This is a genomic window from Mobilicoccus sp. (assembly GCF_032060985.1).
In the GTDB taxonomy this organism is placed as follows: domain Bacteria; phylum Actinomycetota; class Actinomycetes; order Actinomycetales; family Dermatophilaceae; genus Mobilicoccus.
The window spans coordinates 229,686-250,898 of record NZ_DAMBGD010000003.1 but is presented as its reverse complement, the minus strand read 5'-3'; the positions used below and the strand labels follow the sequence as shown (position 1 = coordinate 250,898).

Sequence of the window (21,213 nt, the reverse complement as noted above, 5' to 3'; positions counted from 1 at the left end):
CCACCTCCCGCCGTCGTCGTCCCGATTCTCGCAGAGCCCGCGGGCGAGGTCGGCCCAAGGGAGGTGAGTCAACCCTCCCGCTCGGACGAACCGGCCGGTACGGTGAGGGGGCGTTCTCGACCCGGAGGTTCAGGTGCTTTATTGGTTCTTCAAGCTCGTGCTGATCGGCCCGGTCCTGCGGGTCCTGTTCCGCCCCTATGCCGAGGGGGTCGAGAACGTGCCCACGCACGGTCCGGCGATCCTCGCGAGCAATCACCTCAGCTTCTCGGATTCGATCTTCCTGCCGCTCATGAGCAGCCGGCGCATCACGTTCCCGGCCAAGAGCGACTACTTCACCCAGCCCGGGCTCAAGGGCCGTCTCAAGGCGGCGTTCTTCCGGGGCACGGGTCAGATCCCCATCGACCGCTCCGGTGGGGCGGCGAGCCAGGTCGCGATGGACGCCGGCCTCGCCGTGCTGCGCCGGGGCGAGCTGTTCTGCATCTACCCCGAGGGCACGCGCTCGCCCGACGGTCGGCTCTACAAGGGCAAGACCGGCATCGCCCGCATGGCTCTGACCGCGGGCGTGCCCGTGATCCCGGTCGCGATGATCGACACCGACAAGGCCCAGCCCACCGGCCAGATCATCCCCAACGTCATGCAGGTCGGCATGAAGTTCGGCACCCCCATGGACTTCTCGGAGTACGAGGACCGCGCCGACGACCACGAGGTGCTCCGCCACATCACCGACGAGATCATGGCGGCCCTGCGTGAGCTCTCGGGCCAGGAGTACGTCGACGAGTACGCGGCGACGGTCAAGGAGCAGATCGCCGCGGCCGCCGAGAACTTCATCGCCGCGGCCAAGGCGGAGACCGCGAACGTCCAGGCCAAGGCCAGCGACTTCGTCGCGAATGCCAAGGCCGAGAGCGCCAACGTCGGCGCCAACGTGCAGGCGAAGGCGAGCGACTTCGTCGCGAGCGCCAAGGCCGAGGGCGACCGCGCCCAGGCCCGTGCGGAGGAGTTCATCCAGGCGGCCCGCGCCGAGGTGGACCAGCGCCGACGCCGTCGTGCCGACGCTCAGGCCGGCGACGACAGCCGTGAGACCGACGACTCCCCGACGGTCGACGGACGGACGCGGGACGACGCGGCGGACGTGGCACCCGACTCCTCCGGTACCGGTTCCGACGCCGACGAGCGCTGAGCACGACCTGCGATGGGCGAGGCGGACCGTGAGGCGTCCGGCCCCGGCCTGCCCCCCGCACGCTTCGCCCGGATCGTGCCCGAGTCCGACGACGCCCCGGTGATCCGGGGGTTCTGGACGGCTCTCGACCTGCTGCGGCCGCTCGTCCTGCTGTACGTCGTCGGGCTGTACGCCTACCGACTCCCCGGCGTCGCCCACCCCACCCGCGGATGGGTGATCCTCGGGGTGCTCACGGCGTGGACGGTCGCCACACTCGTCGTGCGCCGCCGCACGCCGTGGTGGCTCGGGACGGAGCTCGCGATCGGGGCGGCGGCGATCCTCGGGTCGGCCCTCGTGGACTCCCGCGCGGCCATCGAGGGTGGGGCGCCGACCGTCCCGGGACTGTGGCCCGCGGCGACGGTGCTCTCGTGGGCCGTGCTCGCCGGCCCGGTCGCCGGCGGCTGTGCGGCGGGAGTGATCGCCGTGGCCGACCTCGTGCTCATCCGTCATCCCAACTCGGTGACGTTCCACAACATCGTCATCCTCCTGCTGCTCGGCACCCTCGTCGGGTACTGCACGGACCTCGTACGCCGCGCCCACCGCCTCGCGCGGGAGGCCGAGGTCGTGCGGGCTCGGGTGGTGGAGCGCGAACGGCTCGCCCGCAGCGTCCACGACGGCGTGCTGCAGGCGTTGAGCCTCGTCCATCGACGGGGCCTCGAGGTCGGGGGCGAGGCCGCCGATCTCGGCCGGATGGCCGGTGAGCAGGAGCGTCGACTGCGTGAGCTCATCCGCACGCCGGTCTCGCAGGACCCGCCGCCCGCCGCGCACGGCGCGCCACCCGTGACCGACCTCACCCGCCTCCTGCTCGCCCGCGCGAGCGACAGGGTGGTCGTCGTCGACACGGGCCGCCTCGTCCTTTCGAGCGACCGGGCACGCGAGCTCGACGCCGCGGTCGGCGCCGCCCTCGACAACGTCGCCCGGCACGCCGGCCCGGAGGCGCGGGCGTGGGTGCTCATCGAGGAGGTCGCCGGGGAGGTGCTCGTCACCGTGCGCGACGACGGCGCGGGGATCGCGCCGGGACGGCTCGAGCAGGCCCGTGACCAGGGCCGTCTGGGGGTGTCCTCGAGCATCGTGTCGCGCCTGGCGGATCTCGGCGGCAGCGCCGAGGTCACCTCGGGTGCACGCGGTACCGTCGTGGAGATGCGTGCCCCGATCGAGGCGGGCCCCGGCATCGCGCCGGACGCACCGACGACAGGAGGCCCGGGATGAACCGTCCCGACGGCGAGGACGCGACGAGCCCGGATGCGTCGGCGGGCGGGACGGGTGCGGACGGACGGCCGATCCGGGTCGTCGTCGCCGACGACCACCCGATGTGGCGCGAGGCCGTCGCTCGCGACCTGGAGTCCGCCGGTCTGGACGTCGTCGGCACCGCCGCCGACGGGCGTGCGGCGGTCGATCGCACCCTCGCCGTCTCGCCCGACGTCCTCGTCCTCGACCTCATGCTGCCCGAGATGAACGGTGTCGAGGTCTGCCGCCGGTTGCAGGCCCGCCTGCCTTCGGTGCGGATCCTCGTGCTCTCGGCCTCCGGCGAGGCCGAGAACGTGCTCCAGGCGGTCAAGGAGGGGGCCACCGGGTACCTCGTGAAGTCCGCGAGCCGGGAGGAGTTCCTCGCGGCCGTGCACGCGGTCGCCGCGGGGCGGGCGGTGTTCACGCCCGGACTCGCAGGTCTCGTGCTCGGCGAGTTCCGCCGTCTCGCCGACACCGCATCGGGCCCGGGCGAGGAGGACCCCCCGGTCCTCACCCCGCGCGAGACGGAGATCCTCCGCCACGTCGCGACGGGGATGAGCTACCGCGAGATCGCGGACATGCTCGTCGTGAGTCACCGCACGGTCCAGAACCACGTGCAGAACATCCTCGGCAAGCTGCAGTTGCACAACCGGGTGCAACTGGCCCGGTACGCCGTGGCCCGGGGCCTCGTCGACCCCGGTGACGAGGCCTGAGCCGCGGCATCGCCGCTCGTCCCGGCCCGGTCGGCCTCGCGGTGGGCGCGCGGCCCGACGTCGCCGCCGCGTGGGGGACCCCGGAGGTGCCTCCTGTTGTATGCCCGCCATCCGAACCCGCGGACGGAGCCACACCCACCGCGCATTACCCTGACCGGGTGACTCCGAACGACTCGCTCACCTGGGCCGACCTGCCCGCCCGCCAGCAGCCGGTGTGGCCGGACCCCGAGGCACTCCGGGCCGCGCAGCACACGCTGTCGACCTATCCTCCGCTCGTCTTCGCCGGGGAGTGCGACATCCTGCGTCGCCGCCTCGCCGACGCCGCGCGGGGTGAGGCGTTCGTGCTCATGGGCGGCGACTGCGCCGAGACGTTCGCCTCCGCCACCGCCGACAACATCCGCGACCGGGTCAAGACGATCCTCCAGATGGCCGCGGTGCTCACCTACGGCGCGAGCCTGCCGGTCGTGAAGATCGGGCGGATGGCCGGCCAGTACGCCAAACCGCGCAGCAAGGACACCGAGACCCGCGGCGGCGTCGAACTGCCCGCCTACCGCGGTGACATGGTCAACGACTTCTCCTTCGAGGAGGACGCGCGGCGTCCCGACCCGCAGCGGCTCGTCCGCGCCTACCACGCGAGTTCGGCGACCCTCAACCTCGTCCGGGCGTTCACGCAGGGGGGCTTCGCCGACCTGCGGCACGTCCACGACTGGAACCGCGGGTTCATGTCCAACCGCGCCAACAAGCGGTACGAGCGCATCGCCGGGGACATCGACCGGGCCATGCAGTTCATGAACGCCTGCGGCGTCGACTTCGAGGCCCTCCGACGCGTCGACGTGTGGGCGAGCCACGAGGCCCTCCTGCTCGACTACGAGAAGCCGCTCACGCGCATCGACTCCCGCACCGGGCGTCCGTACGGCACCTCCGGGCACTTCCTCTGGGTCGGCGAGCGCACTCGCGAGCGGGAGGGGGCCCACCTCGACTACGTCTCACGCATCACCAACCCTATCGGCGTCAAGCTCGGCCCCACGGCCACCGGCGCCGACGCGGTCGAACTCATCGAGCGGCTCGACCCCGAGGGCGACCCCGGCCGGCTCACGTTCATCACCCGGATGGGGCAGGACAAGATCCGCGACGCCCTCCCGCCCATCCTCGAGGCGGTCAAGGAGTCGGGGCGTCTCGTCACCTGGGTGTGCGACCCGATGCACGGCAACACCTTCTCCACCGAGAACGGGTACAAGACGCGCCGGTTCGAGGACATCGTCGAGGAGGTCCGCGGGTTCTTCGACGCGCACGCCCAGGTCGGCACCCACCCCGGCGGCCTGCACGTCGAGCTCACCGGCAACGACGTCACCGAGTGTCTCGGCGGCGTCATGCACCTCGAGGACAGCGACCTCGAACGTCGCTACGAGACGCTCTGCGACCCTCGCCTCAACCACCAGCAGAGTCTCGAGCTCGCGTTCGTCGTCGCGGAGATGCTCGCCGACCGCAACCGCGGCGACGCCCCCACCCCGCTCGACCAGGTGAACGGTGATGGCGACGACCCGCAGGCCTGACGGGGTTTCGTGAACGACCCCCGCGACGACCTCCGCGAACCCGCCCGTCTCCCACCGGGACAGCGGGAGGCGCCGCTGCGTCCCAACCATTACGGACGGGTGCCGCGGATCGACCTCGACTCGTGGTCGCTGACGATCGAGGGCGCCACGGCCGACGGCTCGATGACGCGCCTGTCGTGGGCCGACGTCGAGGCGTTGCCGCACGTCGAGGTGCGGGCCGATCTGCACTGCGCGTCCCACAAGAGCACCCCTGGGCTCGTGTGGGGCGGGGTGTCGGCCCGCACGATCATCGATCTCGCCCCGCCCGCACCCGAGGCGCGGTGGTTGTACGCCTGCGCCGCCTACGGGTACCACTCGAACCTCACCGTCGACGACCTCCTCTCCCCTCGGGCGTTGTTCGCGACGCATCTCGACGGGGCGGCCCTCGCCCCCGAGCACGGCTGGCCCATGCGCCTCGTCGTCCCCCACCTGTACGGGTGGAAGGGGCCGAAGTGGCTTCTCACGATCGAGTACCTCGCCTCGCCCCAACGGGGGTTCTGGGAGGAACGCGGCTACCACTTCACCGGTGACGTCTGGCGTGAGGAGCGCTACGCCCACCAGGAGTGAGGCGCGCTGTCATCGCCCACGCCGACCGTCCCCATCCTGCCGTCTCGGGTTTGCCGTCAGACGATGTTGAGGACGACGACGCTGCCCTTGGGTGCGGTGCCGCCGGAGGGGTCGGTGGAACGGGCCGTACCGAAGACCCCGCCGAGGATGCGGTTGACCTCGACCTCGAATCCCGCGGCCTTGAGCTCGGCGACCGCCTCGGCCTCGGTCTTGCCCTGCACCGCGGGCACGCGGACCATCTCCGGACCCTTGCTCAGGGTGAGCGTCACCGTGTCTCCCCGGTAGACACGGCCCGCCGGGGCCGTCTCGGCGACCGAGCCCGCGCGCACCGTCGTGCTGAACACCCGCTCGTCGGCGACCACGACGGTGAGGCCGGCGTTCTCGAGCCGGGTCACGGCCTCCTCGCGGCGCAGGCCGACGATGCCCGTGAGGGGGACCGGCGTGCGGCCCCGGCTCACGACGAGGGTGACGGCGGTGCGCGGTTTGGCCGCCGTGCCGGTCCGCGGCTCGGTGCGCACGACCTTCCCCTTCTCGATCGTCTCGTCGTAGGCCTCCTTTGTCGCGCCGGCGGCGAGCTTGGTGTCGGCGAGCAGCGCCGAGGCCTCCTCGGGGGTGCGTCCGCGCACGTCGGGGACGTCGTAGCGCTCCGGTCCCTTGCTGACGACCAGCCGCACGCGCGACCCGCGGTGCAGGACCGTGCCCGTCGCGGCCTCCGAGGAGACGACCTGGCCCCGCGGCACGGTCTCGGAGAACGCCTCCTCGGTGATGGGGACGAGGTCCTCGGCGCGCAGCGCCTCCTCGGCGGCGACCACCTCGGTCGCGACGACCGCCGGCACGGTGCGCTGTCCCGGTGGTCCGAACCACCAGTAGGCCCCGACCCCGGCGACGACGAGCAGCACGACGAGGGCCGCGAGGAGAGCATGGCGCGCCCGTCGGCGCGTGGCCCCGCGCGGGCCGGGGGCGTCGGGCGTGGGGGGAGTCTCGGCGACGTGCGACGAAGCGGGAGCGTTCGCGGTGGGGGGCGCGTGCGGGGCAGCAGGGGTCACCCCGGCCACCGAGGCCTGGGCCCCGGTCCCGATCGGTTGGGCTGCGGTGGCACCGCCGTGCTCGTCGGGTGTCGGTGAGGAGGTGCCGAGCTCGGCCCGGGAGAGCGCCCGGGTCCGTCGGAACAGGGTGCCGGTGTCGTGGAACCGGTCCGCGTCGCCCTCGAGGCGAGGACCGGCGGGATCGACGTGACGAGGACGGTGGTCGAGCGCCGCGGCCGGAAGCTCGGCGCGGGCGGCGTCCACCGCGGCGAGAAAACTCTCGGCGTCGGCGAACCGCTCGGCCGGGTCCCGGCGCGTGGCCTGTCCGACGAGGTCGTCGAGGACCACCGGAAGCTCCGGGACCTGCGAGGACGGCGTGGCCAGCGAACCGGTGACATGCTGCCAGGCGACGTGGATGGGGGAGTCGCCCGCGACGGCGGGACGACCGGTGAGCATCTCGTGGAGCACGAGCCCGATGGCGTAGAGGTCGGTGCGGGCGTCGGCCGTGCCGTGCTCGACCTGCTCGGGCGCGAGGTAGGCGACGGTGCCCAGGAGGGGGCCGGTGCGTCCGGTCGCGGTCGTCGCGCCCATCGCGCGGGCGAGGCCGAAGTCGGCCACCTTGACGTGCCCCTCGGCCGAGACGAGGACGTTCTCGGGCTTGATGTCGCGGTGCAGGACGTCGCGGCGATGGGCCGCGCCGGTGCCCTCGAGGATCGCGGCGACGAGGTCGAGCGCCTCGCGAGGGGTGAGGGCGCCCTGCTCCTCGAGGAGGTCGCGCAGGGTCTGCCCGTCGACGAACTCCATCGCGAGGAAGAGGAGACCGTCGTCCTCACCCTGGTCGAACACGCCGACGACGTTCGGGTGCGACAGCCGCGCCGCCGCCCTCGCCTCCCGGCGGAATCGCCGGACGAACTCGGGGTCGCGGGCGAGATCGACGCGCATGATCTTGAGGGCGACCTGCCGATCGAGGCGGGTGTCGAGGGCCGCGTAGACGCTGCCCATGCCGCCGTCGGCGAGGTGGGTGAGCACCGTGTAGCGCCCGTCGACCGTGCGGCCGACGAGTCCGTCCTGCTGCACGGTCGCCACGGCGGCAGTCTAGGGGGGCCGCCCACGGCGCGGCCGGTGCGGCGCGCAGGGGCGCGTCTCTGGCACTCTGGGTCCGTGAACGACCAGCAGCCGACCGACCGGACGCCTTCGCCCGACCCGCGCCTCGCCGACCTCGAGACCCTCGTCGACGGGTGGCTGTCGGTGCCCGAGGCCGCCGAGCGGCAGGGATGCGCGCTCTCCACCGTGCGCACCCAGCTCAAGAACCACGAGCTCGTCGCCGTGCGGCGCGGCCCCAACAACGCGATCTACATCCCGGCCGTGTTCGTCACGCCCGAGGGGCCCCTGCCTGCGCTGCCCGGCACCATCACGGTGCTCGCCGACGGCGGCATGAACGACCTCGAACTGCTCACGTGGCTCTTCACCCCGCAGGAGGGTCTCGTCGGCGACGGGAGTCCGATGGGGGCCCTGCTCGCGGGCCACAAGAGCGAGATCCGCCGACGGGCGATGGAGACGGCCTTCTGAGGAGGCCGTGCGGAGGGTTCAGGCCTCCCGCTGCGTCGCGGCGTCGATCAACGAGTCGAGGGCCGCGCGCCCCGCGTCCGTGATCCCCTCGACGTCCCGAAGGTGGCCGCGGGCGGCGTGCACGCCCTCGTCGATGAGGGACTCGAGGCGCCGGACGGCCCCGGACCCGGTGATGGCGGCACGCAGGTCGGCGACGTCCGCGTCGGTGAGGGCGGGGTCGCCGACCCGGTCGGCGAGCAGTCGCGCGTCGGTGGTGTCCTCCGCGCCGAGGGCGAGCGCGAGCAGGACGGTGCGCTTGCCCTCGCGCAGGTCGTCGCCCGCCGGTTTGCCCGTGGTCGTGGGGTCGCCGAAGACGCCGAGCAGGTCGTCGCGGAACTGGAAGGCCTCCCCGAGCGCGAGCCCGTACTCCCGGAGGTGGGCGGCGTCGGTGTCGGAGATCCCTGCCGCCCGCGCTCCGATGAGGAGAGGGTGGGCCACGCTGTACTGCGCGCTCTTGTAGCGCACGACGGTGCGGCTGCGCGCGATGCGGTCCGCCTCGTGCAGGTCGTCCCATCCGGCCGTCGCGACGTGCATGTCGAGGAACTGCCCGGCCATGAGGTGCGTGCGCATCTCGTCGAAGACGGTGCGGGCGCGGGCGAGTTCGTCGGCGGGGAGGGCGGCGCGGGCGACCATCTCGTCGCACCACACGAGGCAGAGGTTGCCGGCGAGGATCGCGCCGGCGAGGCCGTAGCGCCCGGGCTCGCCCGACCAGTCGTGGGCCGTGTGGATCTCGCCGAAGCGCACATGCGCCGTGGGGCGCCCGCGGCGGGTGCGGGAGTCGTCCATGACGTCGTCGTGGATGAGCGCGGCCGCCTGGAACATCTCCATCGCCGCGGCCACCGTGACGATGCCCTCGGTGTGCACACCCCCCGTCGCGCGATAGCCCCAGTCACAGAACGCCGCCCGGAGGCGCTTGCCGGCACCGAGGAGGTCGGCGATCGCGTCGACGAGGGGGACGACGTCGTGGCCGAGCGGGGCGAGGCTGTCTCGCTGGTGGGCGATCTCGCTCGTGAGTACGGACTCCACCCGGCCGCGCAGCGTGGGGAGGTCGTAGTCGTGCGTGGCCACGGCGGGTGTCCCGGGGACGGACATCGTGTCTCCTCGTCTCCTCGTCTGCTCGTCTCGCCTGAGCCGGGCGGGGAGGGCCTGCGTCGGCCGGCCCGTTCGGTCGAGCCTACGGCACGGGGGACGTCACGCCCGCGTCGGGGCGGACCGCCGGACGGCCCCCTGTCGGACGCACGTCCACCCGTCGTTCATGTGTACACCGAGGGTCCGCATCGGCCCTGAGCTGCGCATTCGTCATCGTTGACAGGTTGTCGGTGGTGGGGTGTACTCTCGATGCATCGAACAGAAGTTCGATTCGAAAATGGGCTCGAACAGGGCTGGCGCCGGGTCTCGAACCAGATCCGACACCGGTTCCGACGCCGGGTCCCAAGCCAGGTCTCGTGGTCTTCGTCCGTGCCCGAAACGCCGTCGGCGGTCGGTCGCGGGCGCCCCGCGAAGAGGCCTCGACAGGGGAGGTGCGATGCGCAGGTACGACGAACCGGTCCAGGTGCAGATCGCGCGGGTCGACGGATGCCCCGAGTCCGAGGTGCCGCCCCGGCGGTTCATCTGGCAGGGCCGCGTCTACGACGTCGATGCCGTCCACGACCGGTGGGTGATGCGTCGGCCGTGGTGGCGGCGGGCCCTGGCGAACGACGGGGGCGTCTGGGCCCTCCAGCCGAACCACCTCGAGGAGTACGTGTGGCGGGTCACCGCCGTCGCCCGTGGCTCCACCGGCTCGGGCGTCTACGACCTCGCCCGGGGGCAGGACTGGCGTCTCCTCCGCGTCGGTGACTGACCACACCCCGTCCGCACGCTCCTGCACCCCACGACCACCCCTCTCCGACGCGACCGCCCCCTCGGGCCGGTCGACGTCCTCGACTCACGTCCCCCGTCACGTCCCGTTCGCGACGACTGCCGAACCCGTCCCGCATCCACGCGACCTCGTCCCCCCCGTCGGCGTCACCCCCCATCCCCTCCGAGGAGAGGCCACCGTCATGCCCGCAGCCACGACCTTCGACCTGCTCGACCGCGCGCGTTCGACGCTCGTCAGCGCACACCGCAGCGAGACGACGAACGACCGGTACGTCAACGCCCACCTCGCCGCCCTGCGATCGGCGGCGGCGGTCGTCTCCGCCCGCACGTCTCGGCCCGCGGGCCGTCGTCCCGCCCCGATGCGGGACACGTGGACGGTGCTCGCCTCCCTCGCGCCCGAACTCACCGAATGGGCCGACTACTTTGCCCTGTGCGGTGCTCGTCGGGGTGCGCTCGAGGCGGGTCAGGTCGCGAGCCCCCGCGAGGCCGACGACCTGCTGCGGGACTCGGAGACCTTCCACGGTCTCGTGCTCGGTGCTCTCGGGTTGCCCTTCGAGTCCGGCTCCGCCCACCTCGGTCTCGCCGTCGCCGGTCGGGGCTGAGCGCGATGCCCTTCGCTCATCTGCACGTCGCCTCGAGCAGCTCGATGCGCTACGGGGCCTCGTCCCCGGCCGCGCTCGTCGAGGCCGCGGCCGCGGACGGGCAGGGCATCCTCGGGCTCACCGATCGCGACGGTCTCTACGGCGCGGTCCGGTTCGTGCGCGCGGCGACCGCGGCCGGCATCGACCCCGTCCTCGGGGTCGACCTCGCCCTCGACGAGGGCGCGGCGCGGGCGTTGCTCCACCCCGGCGCCCCGCATCGCCTCGACGCGAACGGCAACGGGAACGGTGGGGGGGACGGCGGCGGGCTCGGGGCACTCGGGGTCGGGATGCCTGCGGGCGCGGCGAGGACTCGCGGCCCCCGCACCCCGGTACGCGGCGGTGCGCTCGTCGACGATCGCGCGCCTCGGGTCGTCGTCCTCGCCCGCGGCGCCGGCGCCGGGGTCGCGCCGGGGCGGGGCTGGGCGGCGCTGTGCCGTCTCGTCACCGCCGCGCACCTGTCCTCCGCCGAACGCGGGAAACCGCTGGTCACCCCCGGGATGCTCGCCGACGCGGTCGGGGAGGAGGTCCGTGTCGGGGGGGCGGCGCCCTCGCCCCTGCTCGTCCTGCTCGGCCCGGACTCCGACGTGGGGCGCACGATCCTCGACCGCCCCGATCGGGCACGGGAGCTGCTGCTGCGCTGGCGTGACCTGCTCGGGGAATCCCTCGTCGTCGAGGTGACGTGCCACGACGCCCCGCCCGGGCACGTCCGCAGCGCGGCGCAGTCGCGACGCCTCGTGCAGCTCGCCCGTGACGTCGGGGTGCCGTGCGTCCTCACCGCCGCCGTCCGGCATGCGACCCCCGACGGTGCGGCGACCGTCGACGTGCTCGACGCGGCGCGGCGTCTCACCGTGCTCGACGACCGCCACCTCGACCGGGTGAGCACGGCCGGTCATCTCGCCGCCACCACGACGATGACGACGATCGCCCGACGCCTCACCCGCGACGACCGGGAGGCACGCCTGCTCCTCGACGTCACCGCGGCGATCGCCGCCGAGTGCGTCCAGCATCCCCGGCGCGACGTCGGGCTCGGATCGATCCACCTGCCCGAACCCGACGTCCTTGGCCTCGTACCGGGCGAGGACCCCCACCGCGTCCTCGTCGAACGGTGCCGGGCGGGGATCGCCCGCTGCTACCCGCACGCGGGGGAGGCTGAACTCGCCCGCGTCACCGAGCGGCTCGACGACGAACTCGGGGTCGTCGCCTCCCTCGGATACGCGACGTACTTCCTCACGGTCGCGCTCGTGTGCGACCTCGTGCGCGGCGCCGGGGTGCGGGTCGCCGCCCGGGGCTCCGGGGCGGGCAGCCTCGTCAACCACCTGCTCGGCATCAGCGGCATCGACCCCATGCGGCACGGGCTGCTCATGGAACGCTTCCTCACCCCGCTGCGGGCGCAGCTGCCCGACATCGACATCGACGTCGAGTCGGCCCGGCGCACCGAGATGTACGAGCTGATCCTCGATCATTTCGGCGGCGAACGGGTGACGTGTGTGTCGATGACCGAGACCTACCGGGTGCGCCACGCGATCCGTGACGTCGGATCCGCGCTCGGGCTGCCCGCCGTCGAGATCGACGCGATCGCCAAGGCATTCCCCCACATCCGCGCCCGCGACGCCCGCACGGCCATCGCCGACCTGCCGGAGCTCTCCGGCATGGGGCTCACCGCGCCTCGCATGGAGGTGCTCTTCGAACTCGTCGAACGCCTCGACGGGCTGCCCCGCCACCTCGCCCTGCACCCGTGCGGGGTCGTGCTCTCCGGGCTCGGACTGCTCGATCGCACCCCCGTCGAGGCGAGCTGGCTCGGGTTCCCCATGAGCCAGTTCGACAAGGACGACGTCGAGGCGCTCGGGTTCCTCAAGCTCGACGTCCTCGGCATCCGCATGCAGTCGGCGATGGCGTACGCCACCGCCGAGATCGCCCGCGTCGAGGACACCCACGTCGATCTCGACGACCGTGCCTGCGTCCCGCTCGACGACCCCGAGACCTACGAGCTCGTCCGCTCCACCCGCACCCTCGGGTGCTTCCAGATCGAGAGCCCCGGCCAGCGCGAACTCGTCGGCAAGTTCGCCCCCGAGACGTTCGAGGACCTCATCATCGACATCTCCCTCTTCCGGCCGGGCCCGGTGAAGTCCGACATGATCACCCCGTTCCTGCGCGCGCGGCAGGGGTGGGCCGAGCCCGAGTACCTCCACCCCTCCCTCGAGCCCGCCCTCGCCGAGACGTGGGGGGTGGTCGTCTTCCACGAGCAGGTGCTGCGCATCCTCGCGACGACGACCGGCATCAGCCTCGCCGAGGCCGACGAGGTGCGTCGGGCGCTCGGCACCCACGAGGGGCGAGAGGAGGTCCAGGCCTGGTGGTACGAGGCCGCCGCCGCCCGCGGGTACGCCCCGGCCGACCGCGACCGCATCTTCGAGGTCCTCGCCGCGTTCGCGAGCTTCGGCTTCTGCAAGGCCCACGCGGCGGCGTTCGCACTGCCCACCTACCAGAGCGCATGGCTCAAGACCCACCACCCGGCGGCGTTCATCGCCGGGGTGCTCACCCACGACCCCGGCATGTACCCCAAACGGCTCATCCTCGACGACGCGCGCACCCACGGCATCCCGATCCTCGGCCTCGACGTCAACGCCTCCGACGAGGTCTACCGCGTCGAACGGTGCGAGGACGGCACCCTCGGCATCCGGGTGAGCCTCGCCGACGTCAAGGGGATCTCCGCCGACGAGGTCGCCCGGATCGTCGCCGGGCGGCCCTACGCCGGGCTCGAGGACCTTGCCCGCCGTGCCCGGCCCAGCCGTCCCGTGCTCGAACGCCTCGTCCTCGCCGGGGCCCTCGACGAGCTCTACGGCATCGACGTCGCCTCCCGCGGTGGCCTCGGACGACGCGGCGCGATCACCCGTCGTGACCTGCTGCTCCACGTCGCCGAACTCGACCGCTGGAACCGCGCCACCGACCGCGGCCGGGGTGCAGGCGGGGCGAGCCGCGCTCAGGCGGCGCGGGTAGGCGTCGCTGCCGGAGGAGGGGCGGGTGTCGGGGCCGGAGTCGTCCCTGTCGGTGCCGGAGTCGTGGCCGGAGGGTCCCCCGGGTCCTCGGGGTCTCCAGGGCCTCACGGATCGACCGCACCTCGCGAGGGCGCGGTGGGGGCGTCGCTCGCCGCGTCGACCTCGGCCGTCCCGACCCTCGCGGAGACGGCGTCCCTCCCGACCATGGCGTCCTCCCCGCCCGGGCCCGGTGACGTGCGGGCCCGGGCGGCGGGGCAGTCGCGGGCACCGGCGGCGGTGAGGGAGGTGGAGGAGAGGTCGGTGCAGCTGGCGCTCGACATCGGTCCCGAGCTCACCCCGGCGAGCGGGCTCCCCGAACTCGATCCCGTCGAACGGGTGCGGGCCGAGCTCGACGTCCTCGGGCTCGACGTCAGCGGGCACGTCCTCGAGCCGTACACCGAGATGTTCGACGACCTCGGCGTCGTGCGTGCCGAGGACCTGCGGGAGGTCCGCACCCGCAGCGACATCCTCGTCGCCGGGGTCAAGGTGGCCACGCAGACCCCGCCGGTGCGCTCCGGGCGTCGGGTCGTGTTCCTCACCCTCGACGATTCCACGGGCCCGGTCGACGCGACGTTCTTCGAGGACGTCCAGGGCGCGTATGCGATGACGGTGTTCCACCACTGGCTCCTCGTCGTGCGAGGCGTCACCCGCCGTACCGGCCCGCGGGGGGTCTCCGTGCGAGCGACCGCCGCGCACGACCTCCTCGAGGTCTGGGACGCGTGGTCGACCGGTGGGGCCGAGGCCGCCCGTGCGGTGATGACCCCCACGACCCTCGCGGGAGGACTCGCCGGGGACGCCGCGCGACCTCGGCCGAGGCGGGTGCTGCGGCACGCATCCGGGTTCGCCCAGTCGCCGTACGCCGACATCGCCCCCGCCGGCGTCCCCGCACGTCAGGGCCACGCACTCGGCGGGCTCACCGACCGCACCGGACGCACCCAGCCCAGCCGCACGCTCTGGCATGCCAGCCCGGGGAGCGCCGGATGACCGCCGTCGCCCACCCGCGCGAGCCCCGCCCCCGTCGCCTCCCGGCGCCGTGTCCCCGGAATCTCACGCCTCCACCTCGTCGGGGTGCCTCGTCGAGGTGTGGCCTCGTGTCGTCCCGAGGTGGTCGCCCGGTGCCTCACGCGTCGGGGACCCGGCGCGTCCACCGCGTCCCGGAGGCCCGTCGTGGCCGCGGGACGGCGTGTCCTCTCGGTGTGGCGGCACTTCCGGGTGCGACAGGGGGTCAGGGCGAGACCGGACTTCTCCGGGCGCCCCGGCGCCTCCGCCTGGCCCGGACCTCCGGCCCGCGCGACGTCACGGCCGAGCGCACCCGTGACGTCGCACTCGCGCCGGGGGAGTGCCGGATGCGGGGACGGCGAGCCCCTAGAGTGGGCGGCGAACAGCAGCGAGGTGGGCGCGTGTGGACGACGAGGTCTTCGCGCGACCCGTTCGAGGGAGAGGGACCGGCATGGCCGAGGAGCAGCGCATCCGTCGGAGCGGGATCGACAGCTCGATCCGCACGGCGGCGGTGTGGCAGGTCGTCGCCGCCTCGACCCGCCGTCAGCAGGAGGAGCTGGGACGCCCCCTGCGGGTGCTCGACCTCGGCGGTGGCAGCGGTGGTTTCGCCGTTCCGCTCGCGAAGGCCGGCCACGACGTCCTCGTCGTCGAGCCCAGCCCGGACGCCCTCGCCTCCCTCTCCCGCCGCGCCGGTGAGGCCGGGGTCTCCGAGCGCGTCCACGGCCGCCAGGGCGACTCCGGAACTCTCACCGACCTCGTCGAGGAGCCGGTCGACCTCGTCTGCTGCCACGGCGTCCTCGAGTACGTCGACGACCCGGGGGCGACGATCGGCGCGCTGCGCGACGTGCTCGCCCCCCGTGGGGTCGTCAGCCTCCTCGTCGCCCAACGGCTCGCGGCCGTGCTCTCCCGCGCCCTCGCCGGGCAGTTCGACGCGGCGCGCACCGCGCTCGTCTCCGCCGACGGCCGATGGGGCGAGGACGACCCGCTGCCGCGCCGGTTCGACGTCGAGCAGATCCACGAACGCCTCGTCACGAGCGGCCTCACCCCCGTCTCCACCCAGGGCGTGCGCGTGTTCACCGACCTCGTGCCCTCCGCCTCCCTCGACTCCGAGGCCGACCGGGCGAGCCTCCTCGCTCTCGAACAGGCCGTCGCGGAACGCAGCGCCGCCGCCTTCCTCGGACGCCTCGGGGCGGGGCTGCACGTTCTCGCCGTGCGCGCGGACTGACGCCCCGGGCCGCCCCTCGCCGCCTCACCCCGTCCCGCACCCGACACGGCACCACCCGATCCGGTCCCACCCGCAGAGAGCGATCCCGTGAGTCGCCGTCGCTTCGCCCGCCCCGCGCAGTCCGACCATCTCGACGACACCGGCTGCACGATCCTCCACGTCGACATGGACGCGTTCTACGCCTCCGCCACCCTGCTCTCCCACCCCGAGCTCGTCGGCACCCCGGTCATCATCGGCGGGGGCCATCGCGGCGTGGTCCTGTCGGCGACCTACGAGGCCCGTGCGTTCGGGGTCGCCTCGGCGATGCCGATGTCCCGAGCCCGCCGCCTGTGCCCGCAGGCCACGGTGCTCCCCCCTGACCACGGGCTGTACTCGCGTATCTCCGCGGCCGTCATGGCGACGTTCCACGAGATCACCCCCGCCGTCGAGCCGCTCTCCCTCGACGAGGCGTTCCTCGACGTCGCGGGTGCGGTCCGGCGACTGGGATCGCCCGCGACGATCGGGGCGATGATCCGCGACACCGTCGCCGACGAGCAGGGGATCACGTGCTCGGTCGGGGTCGCGCCGACGAAGTTCGTCGCCAAACTCGCCTCCGGACTGGCCAAGCCCGACGGCATGGTCGTCGTGCCGGTCGCGGACGTCGTCCCGTTCGTCCAGCAGCTTCCCGTCGGGGCGTTGTGGGGGGTCGGTGACCGCACCGAGGAGCAGCTCCACCGGCTCGGGCTCGTCACCGTCGCCGACCTCGCGCACACCCCCGTCACCACCCTGCGCAAGGCCCTCGGTGAACACGGCGCGGCCCTGCACGACCTCGCCTGGGGCCGTGACCCCCGCCGCGTCACCCCCACCCGAACCGAGAAGAGCATCGGCGCCGACCAGACGTTCTCCGCCGACATCGACGACCCCGCCGAGATCCATCGCCGTCTGCTCCACCTGTCGCACAAGGTCGGCGGGCGGGCCCGCGACGCCGGGATGACGGGCCGTACGGTGACGATCCGCGTGCGGTTCTCCGACTTCACGACGATCACCCGCTCCCGCACCCTGCGTGACCCCACCGACGTCGGCCGCGACGTCTATCTCGTCGCGAAGGACCTCTTCGACGCGCTCGGCCTGCAACGGGCCCGGATCCGCCTCGTCGGCGTGCGCCTCGAAGGCCTCACCGACGTCTCCGCCACCCCGGTGCAGGGAATGCTCGACGAACCCGAGCACGGCTGGCGCGACGCCGACCTCGCGATGGACCGGGCCCGCGTCCGGTTCGGCGCGGGGGCCGTCCGGCCCGCCTCCCTCGTCGCCCGGGACGAGGCCGACCCTGACGACCGGTAGTGCGACGACGGGCGGGTGCCGCCCCGCCCGTGTCGCTCGTCGAGGACTGCCGGGCACCGACCTACCACGGCGCGGCTCCGGGCCGTACTCTTGATCACATCGGTGATCTGTCGCCACGACGATCACCGTGGGAGGGAACGATCCGGGCAGCCCCGACGTTGTCGAGGAGTCCCATCTCGATTCGCCTGGGCTGCCCTGAAAGAAGGAGGTCGCGGTGCCACTGTCTGAGCACGAGCAGAAGCTGCTCGAGCAAATGGAGCGTGCGCTCTACGCCGAAGACCCGAAGTTCGCCTCCTCGATGAAGGGCCAGCGTCGCGCGGGTCCCCCGAAGAAGCGCGTCGTCGTCGGACTGTGTCTGGCGCTCCTCGGTCTCGCTTGCGTCGTCGCGGGCGTGAGCCTCGAACTCATCTGGCTGGGCGGCGTGGGATTCGCCGTCATGGTCGCCGGTGTCGCCTGGGCCTCCGGGGTCGGCGGCGGTGGGGGAGAACGCACCCTCACCGACACGAGCACCGGACGCAGCCGCAAGACCGGCCGGGGTGGCCGCGGTGGACGCGGCCCGCGTCCCCGCCGCGCACCGGCCCCTGGACAGGGGTCGTTCATGCAACGTCAGGAGGACCGCTGGGACGAACGTCGTCGCGGCGGCGCCTACTGACCGTCACACGACACACGATCCCCCGCTCGGCCGCTCCGGCCGACGGGGGATCGTCGTGTTCAGGCACCGCGCTCGCAGCGAGCGTCGTGCCGGCGTGTTCTTCTTTGGCGTGTTCCTCTGCGTGGACGTTCCGTCGCCGCCCACGCCATCCGGGGCTCAGACCGTGGGGGAGGGGACGGCGTCGAGGGAGCCGCTGAGCACGAACGACGCCCCGATGGCGAAGGCGAGGGCGATCATCACGGCGGTCGTGAGCTCGATGCCGTAGCTCACCGCGGCGGCTTTGAGCGCCTGCACGGCGCTCGGCCACGCCTCCTGGGCCGACCGCAGGCGCGCGCACTCCGCGCCGAACACGCCGAGGACGAACCCCAGGGGCAGGCCCAGCGGCGGGAACAGGAACAGGCCCACGGCGGCGGCGACGGCCCCGACGATGAGCGTGCGCTTCGGCACGCCGTAGGCCTGCATCCGGCGGGTGGGGAGCATGTACTGCAGCACCCACCCGGCGACGGCCATGGCGATCGCGAAGATGAGAACGACCCAGGCGATCGCGTGCTGGGCCACGAACGCCCAGACCACGACCGCGAGAAGGACCAGTGCCGTCCCGGGCAGGACGGGGACGACGACGCCGACGAGCCCGACGACGATGACGAGGGCGGCGAGGATGGTGACGGCGAGAAGCACCTGTCGAACATTACCGGCCACAGGGCCCACCAGCAGAAACGCCGGGTCGCCTCCTGGCGGAGGCGACCCGGCGTTTCCTGCCGGCGTTCTACGGTGAAGTGTGGATCCCGATGTGGGAGGTGGGAACTCAGACCTCGGCGCCGTGGAGGCGGTCGGTCTCGTCCTGGATCTCCGCGGCCACGTCGTGGAGTTTGGGCAGGTGGGCGCGGCCGTGGTGGGCGCAGAACAGGAGTTCTCCGCCGCTCTCGAGGCGGACGCGGATGTAGGCCTGCGCGCCGCAACGGTCGCAGCGGTCGGCCGTGGTCAGGCCAGGGGCCAAGGTAGCTGTCACGTCGAGCCTTCCGTTCATCTCGGGCGCCGGGGGCGCGTGGTGCTCACCTGCCTCAACAGTGAAGCACGCAGAGTTGTTCCCACGCTCATCGGGCAGGCGTGGCGCGTCCTTCTCATCGGCGTTCGGGGCGCTCCGTGTAGGTCTCCGGTCGTCATGGGCCGCTCTCGCGCAAAGTCGACGCGGGGTCGTGAGCACGACTCGGGCCACGTGTGGCTCGCCCCCACGGCGAGCCTGGCGACGGGTTGTCGGTGCCGCTCGATACCCTGCGTGGGCCGACGGAACCCGTGCGGCAGGAGAGAAAGAGAAGGGTTGGCGTTGAGCGCAGGCGAGTCGTACACCGCACGACACCTCCAGGTCCTCGAGGGCCTCGAGGCCGTGCGCAAGCGTCCCGGCATGTACATCGGCTCGACCGACGGCCGGGGCCTCATGCACTGCCTGTGGGAGATCATCGACAACTCCGTCGACGAGGCGCTCGCGGGGGTGTGTTCGCGCATCGAGGTCGTGCTCCACGCCGACGGGTCGGTCGAGGTCCGCGACGACGGTCGCGGCATCCCCGTCGACGTCGAGCCCCGCACGGGACTCTCGGGTCTGGAGGTCGTGTTCACCAAGCTCCACGCGGGCGGCAAGTTCGGCGGCGGTTCCTATGCGGCCTCCGGCGGTCTCCACGGCGTCGGCGCGAGCGTGGTCAACGCGCTGTCCTCCCGGCTCGACGTCGAGGTCGACCGCGGCGGAAAGACCCACCGGCTCACGTTCCACCGCGGCGAACCCGGGCGCTTCGAGGACGGCCCGTCCGGTCCCTCGCCGGAGTCCACGTTCACCCCGTTCGTCGACCGCGGCGAGCTCGACGTCGTCGGCAAGGTCAAGCGCGGGGTCTCCGGCACGCGGGTGCGGTACTGGGCCGACCGGCAGATCTTCCTGAGGGCCGCGGAGTTCTCCTACGACGAACTCGTCGCGCGCGCCCGGCAGACGGCGTTCCTCGTGCGCGGCCTCACGATCGCCGTGCGCGACGAGCGCGGGCTGCCCGGCACCCCCGGCGCGGACGGCCCGCACGAGGAGTCCTTCCGCTACGAGGGGGGCATCGCCGAGTTCACCGACTTCCTCGCCACCGACCCGCCGGTCACCGAGGTGTGGCGCCTGCAGGGCGAGGGCACGTTCACCGAGACCGTCCCCGTGCTCGACGATCGCGGCCACATGACCGCGCAGGACGTCGACCGCACGTGCGAGGTCGACATCGCGGTGCGGTGGGGCACCGGGTACGACACCACCCTGCGCTCGTTCGTCAACATCATCGCCACCCCCAAGGGCGGCACCCACTGCACGGGATTCGAGCAGGCGCTGCTCAAGGTGTTCCGCCGTCAGCTCGAGGAGAACTCCCGACGCCTCAAGGTCGGCGGTGACAAGGTCGACAAGGCCGACGTGCTCGCCGGTCTCACCGCCGTCGTCACCGTGCGTCTCGCCGAACCGCAGTTCGAGGGGCAGACCAAGGAGGTCCTCGGCACCTCGGCGGTGCGTCAGGTCGTCGCGCAGGTCGTCGAGCGCGAGCTGACCGCCCTGCTCACCTCGGGCAAGCGCGACACCAAGGCCCAGGCGAACCTCCTGCTCGAGAAGGTCGTCTCGGAGATGAAGACGCGCATCTCCGCCCGCCAGCACAAGGAGAACCAGCGCACCAAGAACGCGCTCGAGAGCTCGGCGATGCCGAGCAAGCTGTACGACTGCCGCAGCAACGACCCCGACCGCACCGAGCTGTTCATCGTGGAGGGCGACAGTGCCATGGGCACGGCCAAGGCCGCCCGGCGCTCGGAGTTCCAGGCGCTGCTGCCGATCCGCGGCAAGATCCTCAACGTGCAGAAGGCCAGCGTGGCCGACGTGCTCAAGAACGCCGAGTGCGCCTCGATCATCCAGGTGGTGGGCGCGGGCTCGGGCCGCACGTTCGACATCGACGCCGCCCGCTACGGCAAGATCATCATCATGACCGACGCCGACGTCGACGGCGCTCACATCCGCACCCTGCTGCTCACGCTGTTCTTCCGGTACATGCGCCCGCTCGTCGCCGCCGGCCGGGTGTACGCCGCGGTGCCGCCACTGCACCGCATCGAGGTCCTCGGATCGGGCGCCCGCAAGGGCGAGCTCGTGTACACGTACAACGAGAACGAGATGCGCCGCACCCTCGCCACCCTCGCCAAGAAGGGGCGCCGCTACAAGGAGCCCATCCAGCGGTACAAGGGTCTCGGTGAGATGGACGCCGCGCAGCTGCGTGAGACGACGATGGATCCCCGCCTGCGCACGCTGCGGCGGGTCACCCTCGCCGACGCCGAACGTGCCGAGCGCACGTTCTCGCTGCTCATGGGCAGTGATGTCGCCCCGCGCAAGGATTTCCTCGTCGACGCGGCCGACTATCTCGACCGCGAGCGCATCGACGCCTGAACACCGGCGCCCCAGGGTGGCGGGGGAGGTGGAGGATCCGTGGCCCCGACCCGTCAACCCCGTCGGCAAGTCGTGATCGTTCTGTGATCATTCGGGGGTGCCGTGC

17 protein-coding genes are annotated in these 21,213 nt (G+C 72.8%); 13 read left to right on the top strand and 4 right to left on the bottom strand.

Annotation, left to right across the window (positions count from 1 at the left end; genetic code table 11):
- Positions 1 to 133: 133 nt before the first annotated feature.
- The 5 genes from RT054_RS04260 to RT054_RS04240 all read left to right on the top strand — a co-directional run bounded on the left by RT054_RS04260 (position 134) and on the right by RT054_RS04240 (position 5,315).
- Positions 134 to 1,177 (top strand): 1-acyl-sn-glycerol-3-phosphate acyltransferase, encoded by a 1,044-nt coding sequence (locus tag RT054_RS04260; protein ID WP_312718772.1) that lies wholly within the window; start codon positions 134 to 136, stop codon positions 1,175 to 1,177.
- Positions 1,178 to 1,189: 12 nt separating this feature from the next.
- Positions 1,190 to 2,425 (top strand): MacS family sensor histidine kinase, encoded by a 1,236-nt coding sequence (gene macS / locus RT054_RS04255; RefSeq protein ID WP_312718771.1) that lies wholly within the window; start codon positions 1,190 to 1,192, stop codon positions 2,423 to 2,425.
- Complete coding sequence (locus RT054_RS04250; RefSeq protein WP_312718770.1) at positions 2,422 to 3,156, top strand: response regulator transcription factor; 735 nt, start codon at positions 2,422 to 2,424, stop codon at positions 3,154 to 3,156. Before macS ends, RT054_RS04250 begins: the two co-directional genes overlap by 4 nt.
- A gap of 158 nt (positions 3,157 to 3,314) precedes the next feature.
- Positions 3,315 to 4,709, top strand: a complete 1,395-nt coding sequence (locus tag RT054_RS04245) for a class II 3-deoxy-7-phosphoheptulonate synthase (protein ID WP_313022259.1) — start codon at positions 3,315 to 3,317, stop codon at positions 4,707 to 4,709.
- A gap of 9 nt (positions 4,710 to 4,718) precedes the next feature.
- A complete protein-coding gene (locus RT054_RS04240) occupies positions 4,719 to 5,315 on the top strand; it encodes a molybdopterin-dependent oxidoreductase (protein WP_312718768.1) in 597 nt (198 codons plus the stop codon).
- Between the two features lie 56 nt (positions 5,316 to 5,371).
- Here the strand turns inward: RT054_RS04240 and pknB are convergent, their stop codons facing one another.
- Entirely contained in the window at positions 5,372 to 7,426 is a 2,055-nt protein-coding gene (gene pknB, locus RT054_RS04235; RefSeq protein WP_313022258.1) for a Stk1 family PASTA domain-containing Ser/Thr kinase, read from the bottom strand.
- 75 nt (positions 7,427 to 7,501) lie between these two features.
- On the opposite strand from pknB, the gene RT054_RS04230 reads away from it, so the two are divergent.
- Positions 7,502 to 7,909: an Rv2175c family DNA-binding protein gene (locus RT054_RS04230; RefSeq protein WP_313022257.1), complete on the top strand. Its 408-nt coding sequence runs from the start codon at positions 7,502 to 7,504 to the stop codon at positions 7,907 to 7,909.
- Positions 7,910 to 7,927: 18 nt separating this feature from the next.
- On the opposite strand, the gene RT054_RS04225 is transcribed toward RT054_RS04230, so the two are convergent.
- Positions 7,928 to 9,040, bottom strand: coding sequence for a polyprenyl synthetase family protein (locus RT054_RS04225; RefSeq protein WP_313022256.1), 1,113 nt, complete (start codon positions 9,038 to 9,040; stop codon positions 7,928 to 7,930).
- A 433-nt stretch (positions 9,041 to 9,473) separates the two neighbouring features.
- On the opposite strand from RT054_RS04225, the gene RT054_RS04220 reads away from it, so the two are divergent.
- The 6 genes from RT054_RS04220 to RT054_RS04195 all read left to right on the top strand — a co-directional run bounded on the left by RT054_RS04220 (position 9,474) and on the right by RT054_RS04195 (position 17,674).
- Entirely contained in the window at positions 9,474 to 9,788 is a 315-nt protein-coding gene (locus RT054_RS04220) for a DUF6504 family protein (protein ID WP_312718762.1), read from the top strand.
- A gap of 199 nt (positions 9,789 to 9,987) precedes the next feature.
- On the top strand, positions 9,988 to 10,407 hold the full coding sequence (locus tag RT054_RS04215) for an SAV_6107 family HEPN domain-containing protein (RefSeq protein WP_313022255.1): 420 nt from the start codon (positions 9,988 to 9,990) through the stop codon (positions 10,405 to 10,407).
- Between the two features lie 5 nt (positions 10,408 to 10,412).
- Positions 10,413 to 14,462: a DNA polymerase III subunit alpha gene (locus tag RT054_RS04210; protein ID WP_313022254.1), complete on the top strand. Its 4,050-nt coding sequence runs from the start codon at positions 10,413 to 10,415 to the stop codon at positions 14,460 to 14,462.
- Positions 14,463 to 14,928: 466 nt separating this feature from the next.
- A complete protein-coding gene (locus RT054_RS04205) occupies positions 14,929 to 15,702 on the top strand; it encodes a methyltransferase (protein WP_313022253.1) in 774 nt (257 codons plus the stop codon).
- Positions 15,703 to 15,789: 87 nt separating this feature from the next.
- Entirely contained in the window at positions 15,790 to 17,022 is a 1,233-nt protein-coding gene (gene dinB, locus RT054_RS04200; protein WP_312718755.1) for a DNA polymerase IV, read from the top strand.
- 214 nt (positions 17,023 to 17,236) lie between these two features.
- Positions 17,237 to 17,674 carry a DUF3040 domain-containing protein gene (locus RT054_RS04195; protein ID WP_312718753.1) on the top strand — a complete coding sequence of 146 codons (438 nt, stop codon included), beginning with the start codon at positions 17,237 to 17,239 and terminating at the stop codon, positions 17,672 to 17,674.
- A gap of 156 nt (positions 17,675 to 17,830) precedes the next feature.
- Here RT054_RS04195 and RT054_RS04190 read toward each other — a convergent pair whose 3' ends face one another.
- Positions 17,831 to 18,352 carry a DUF456 domain-containing protein gene (locus RT054_RS04190; RefSeq protein ID WP_313022252.1) on the bottom strand — a complete coding sequence of 174 codons (522 nt, stop codon included), beginning with the start codon at positions 18,350 to 18,352 and terminating at the stop codon, positions 17,831 to 17,833.
- 127 nt (positions 18,353 to 18,479) lie between these two features.
- Entirely contained in the window at positions 18,480 to 18,683 is a 204-nt protein-coding gene (locus RT054_RS04185; protein ID WP_312721629.1) for a hypothetical protein, read from the bottom strand.
- 315 nt (positions 18,684 to 18,998) lie between these two features.
- Between RT054_RS04185 and RT054_RS04180 the strand changes: the two genes are divergently transcribed.
- Positions 18,999 to 21,107, top strand: coding sequence for a DNA topoisomerase IV subunit B (locus tag RT054_RS04180; RefSeq protein ID WP_312721627.1), 2,109 nt, complete (start codon positions 18,999 to 19,001; stop codon positions 21,105 to 21,107).
- Positions 21,108 to 21,213 lie beyond the last annotated feature (106 nt).

Excerpts from the sequence above, each read along its gene's own strand:
- macS (WP_312718771.1), top strand. The coding sequence starts at position 1,190 with ATGGGCGAGGCGGACCGTGAGGCGTCCGGCCCCGGCCTGCCCCCCGCA.
- RT054_RS04250 (WP_312718770.1), top strand. The coding sequence starts at position 2,422 with ATGAACCGTCCCGACGGCGAGGACGCGACGAGCCCGGATGCGTCGGCG.
- RT054_RS04225 (WP_313022256.1), bottom strand. The coding sequence starts at position 9,040 with ATGTCCGTCCCCGGGACACCCGCCGTGGCCACGCACGACTACGACCTC.
- RT054_RS04220 (WP_312718762.1), top strand. The coding sequence starts at position 9,474 with ATGCGCAGGTACGACGAACCGGTCCAGGTGCAGATCGCGCGGGTCGAC.
- RT054_RS04215 (WP_313022255.1), top strand. The coding sequence starts at position 9,988 with ATGCCCGCAGCCACGACCTTCGACCTGCTCGACCGCGCGCGTTCGACG.
- RT054_RS04210 (WP_313022254.1), top strand. The coding sequence starts at position 10,413 with ATGCCCTTCGCTCATCTGCACGTCGCCTCGAGCAGCTCGATGCGCTAC.
- RT054_RS04205 (WP_313022253.1), top strand. The coding sequence starts at position 14,929 with ATGGCCGAGGAGCAGCGCATCCGTCGGAGCGGGATCGACAGCTCGATC.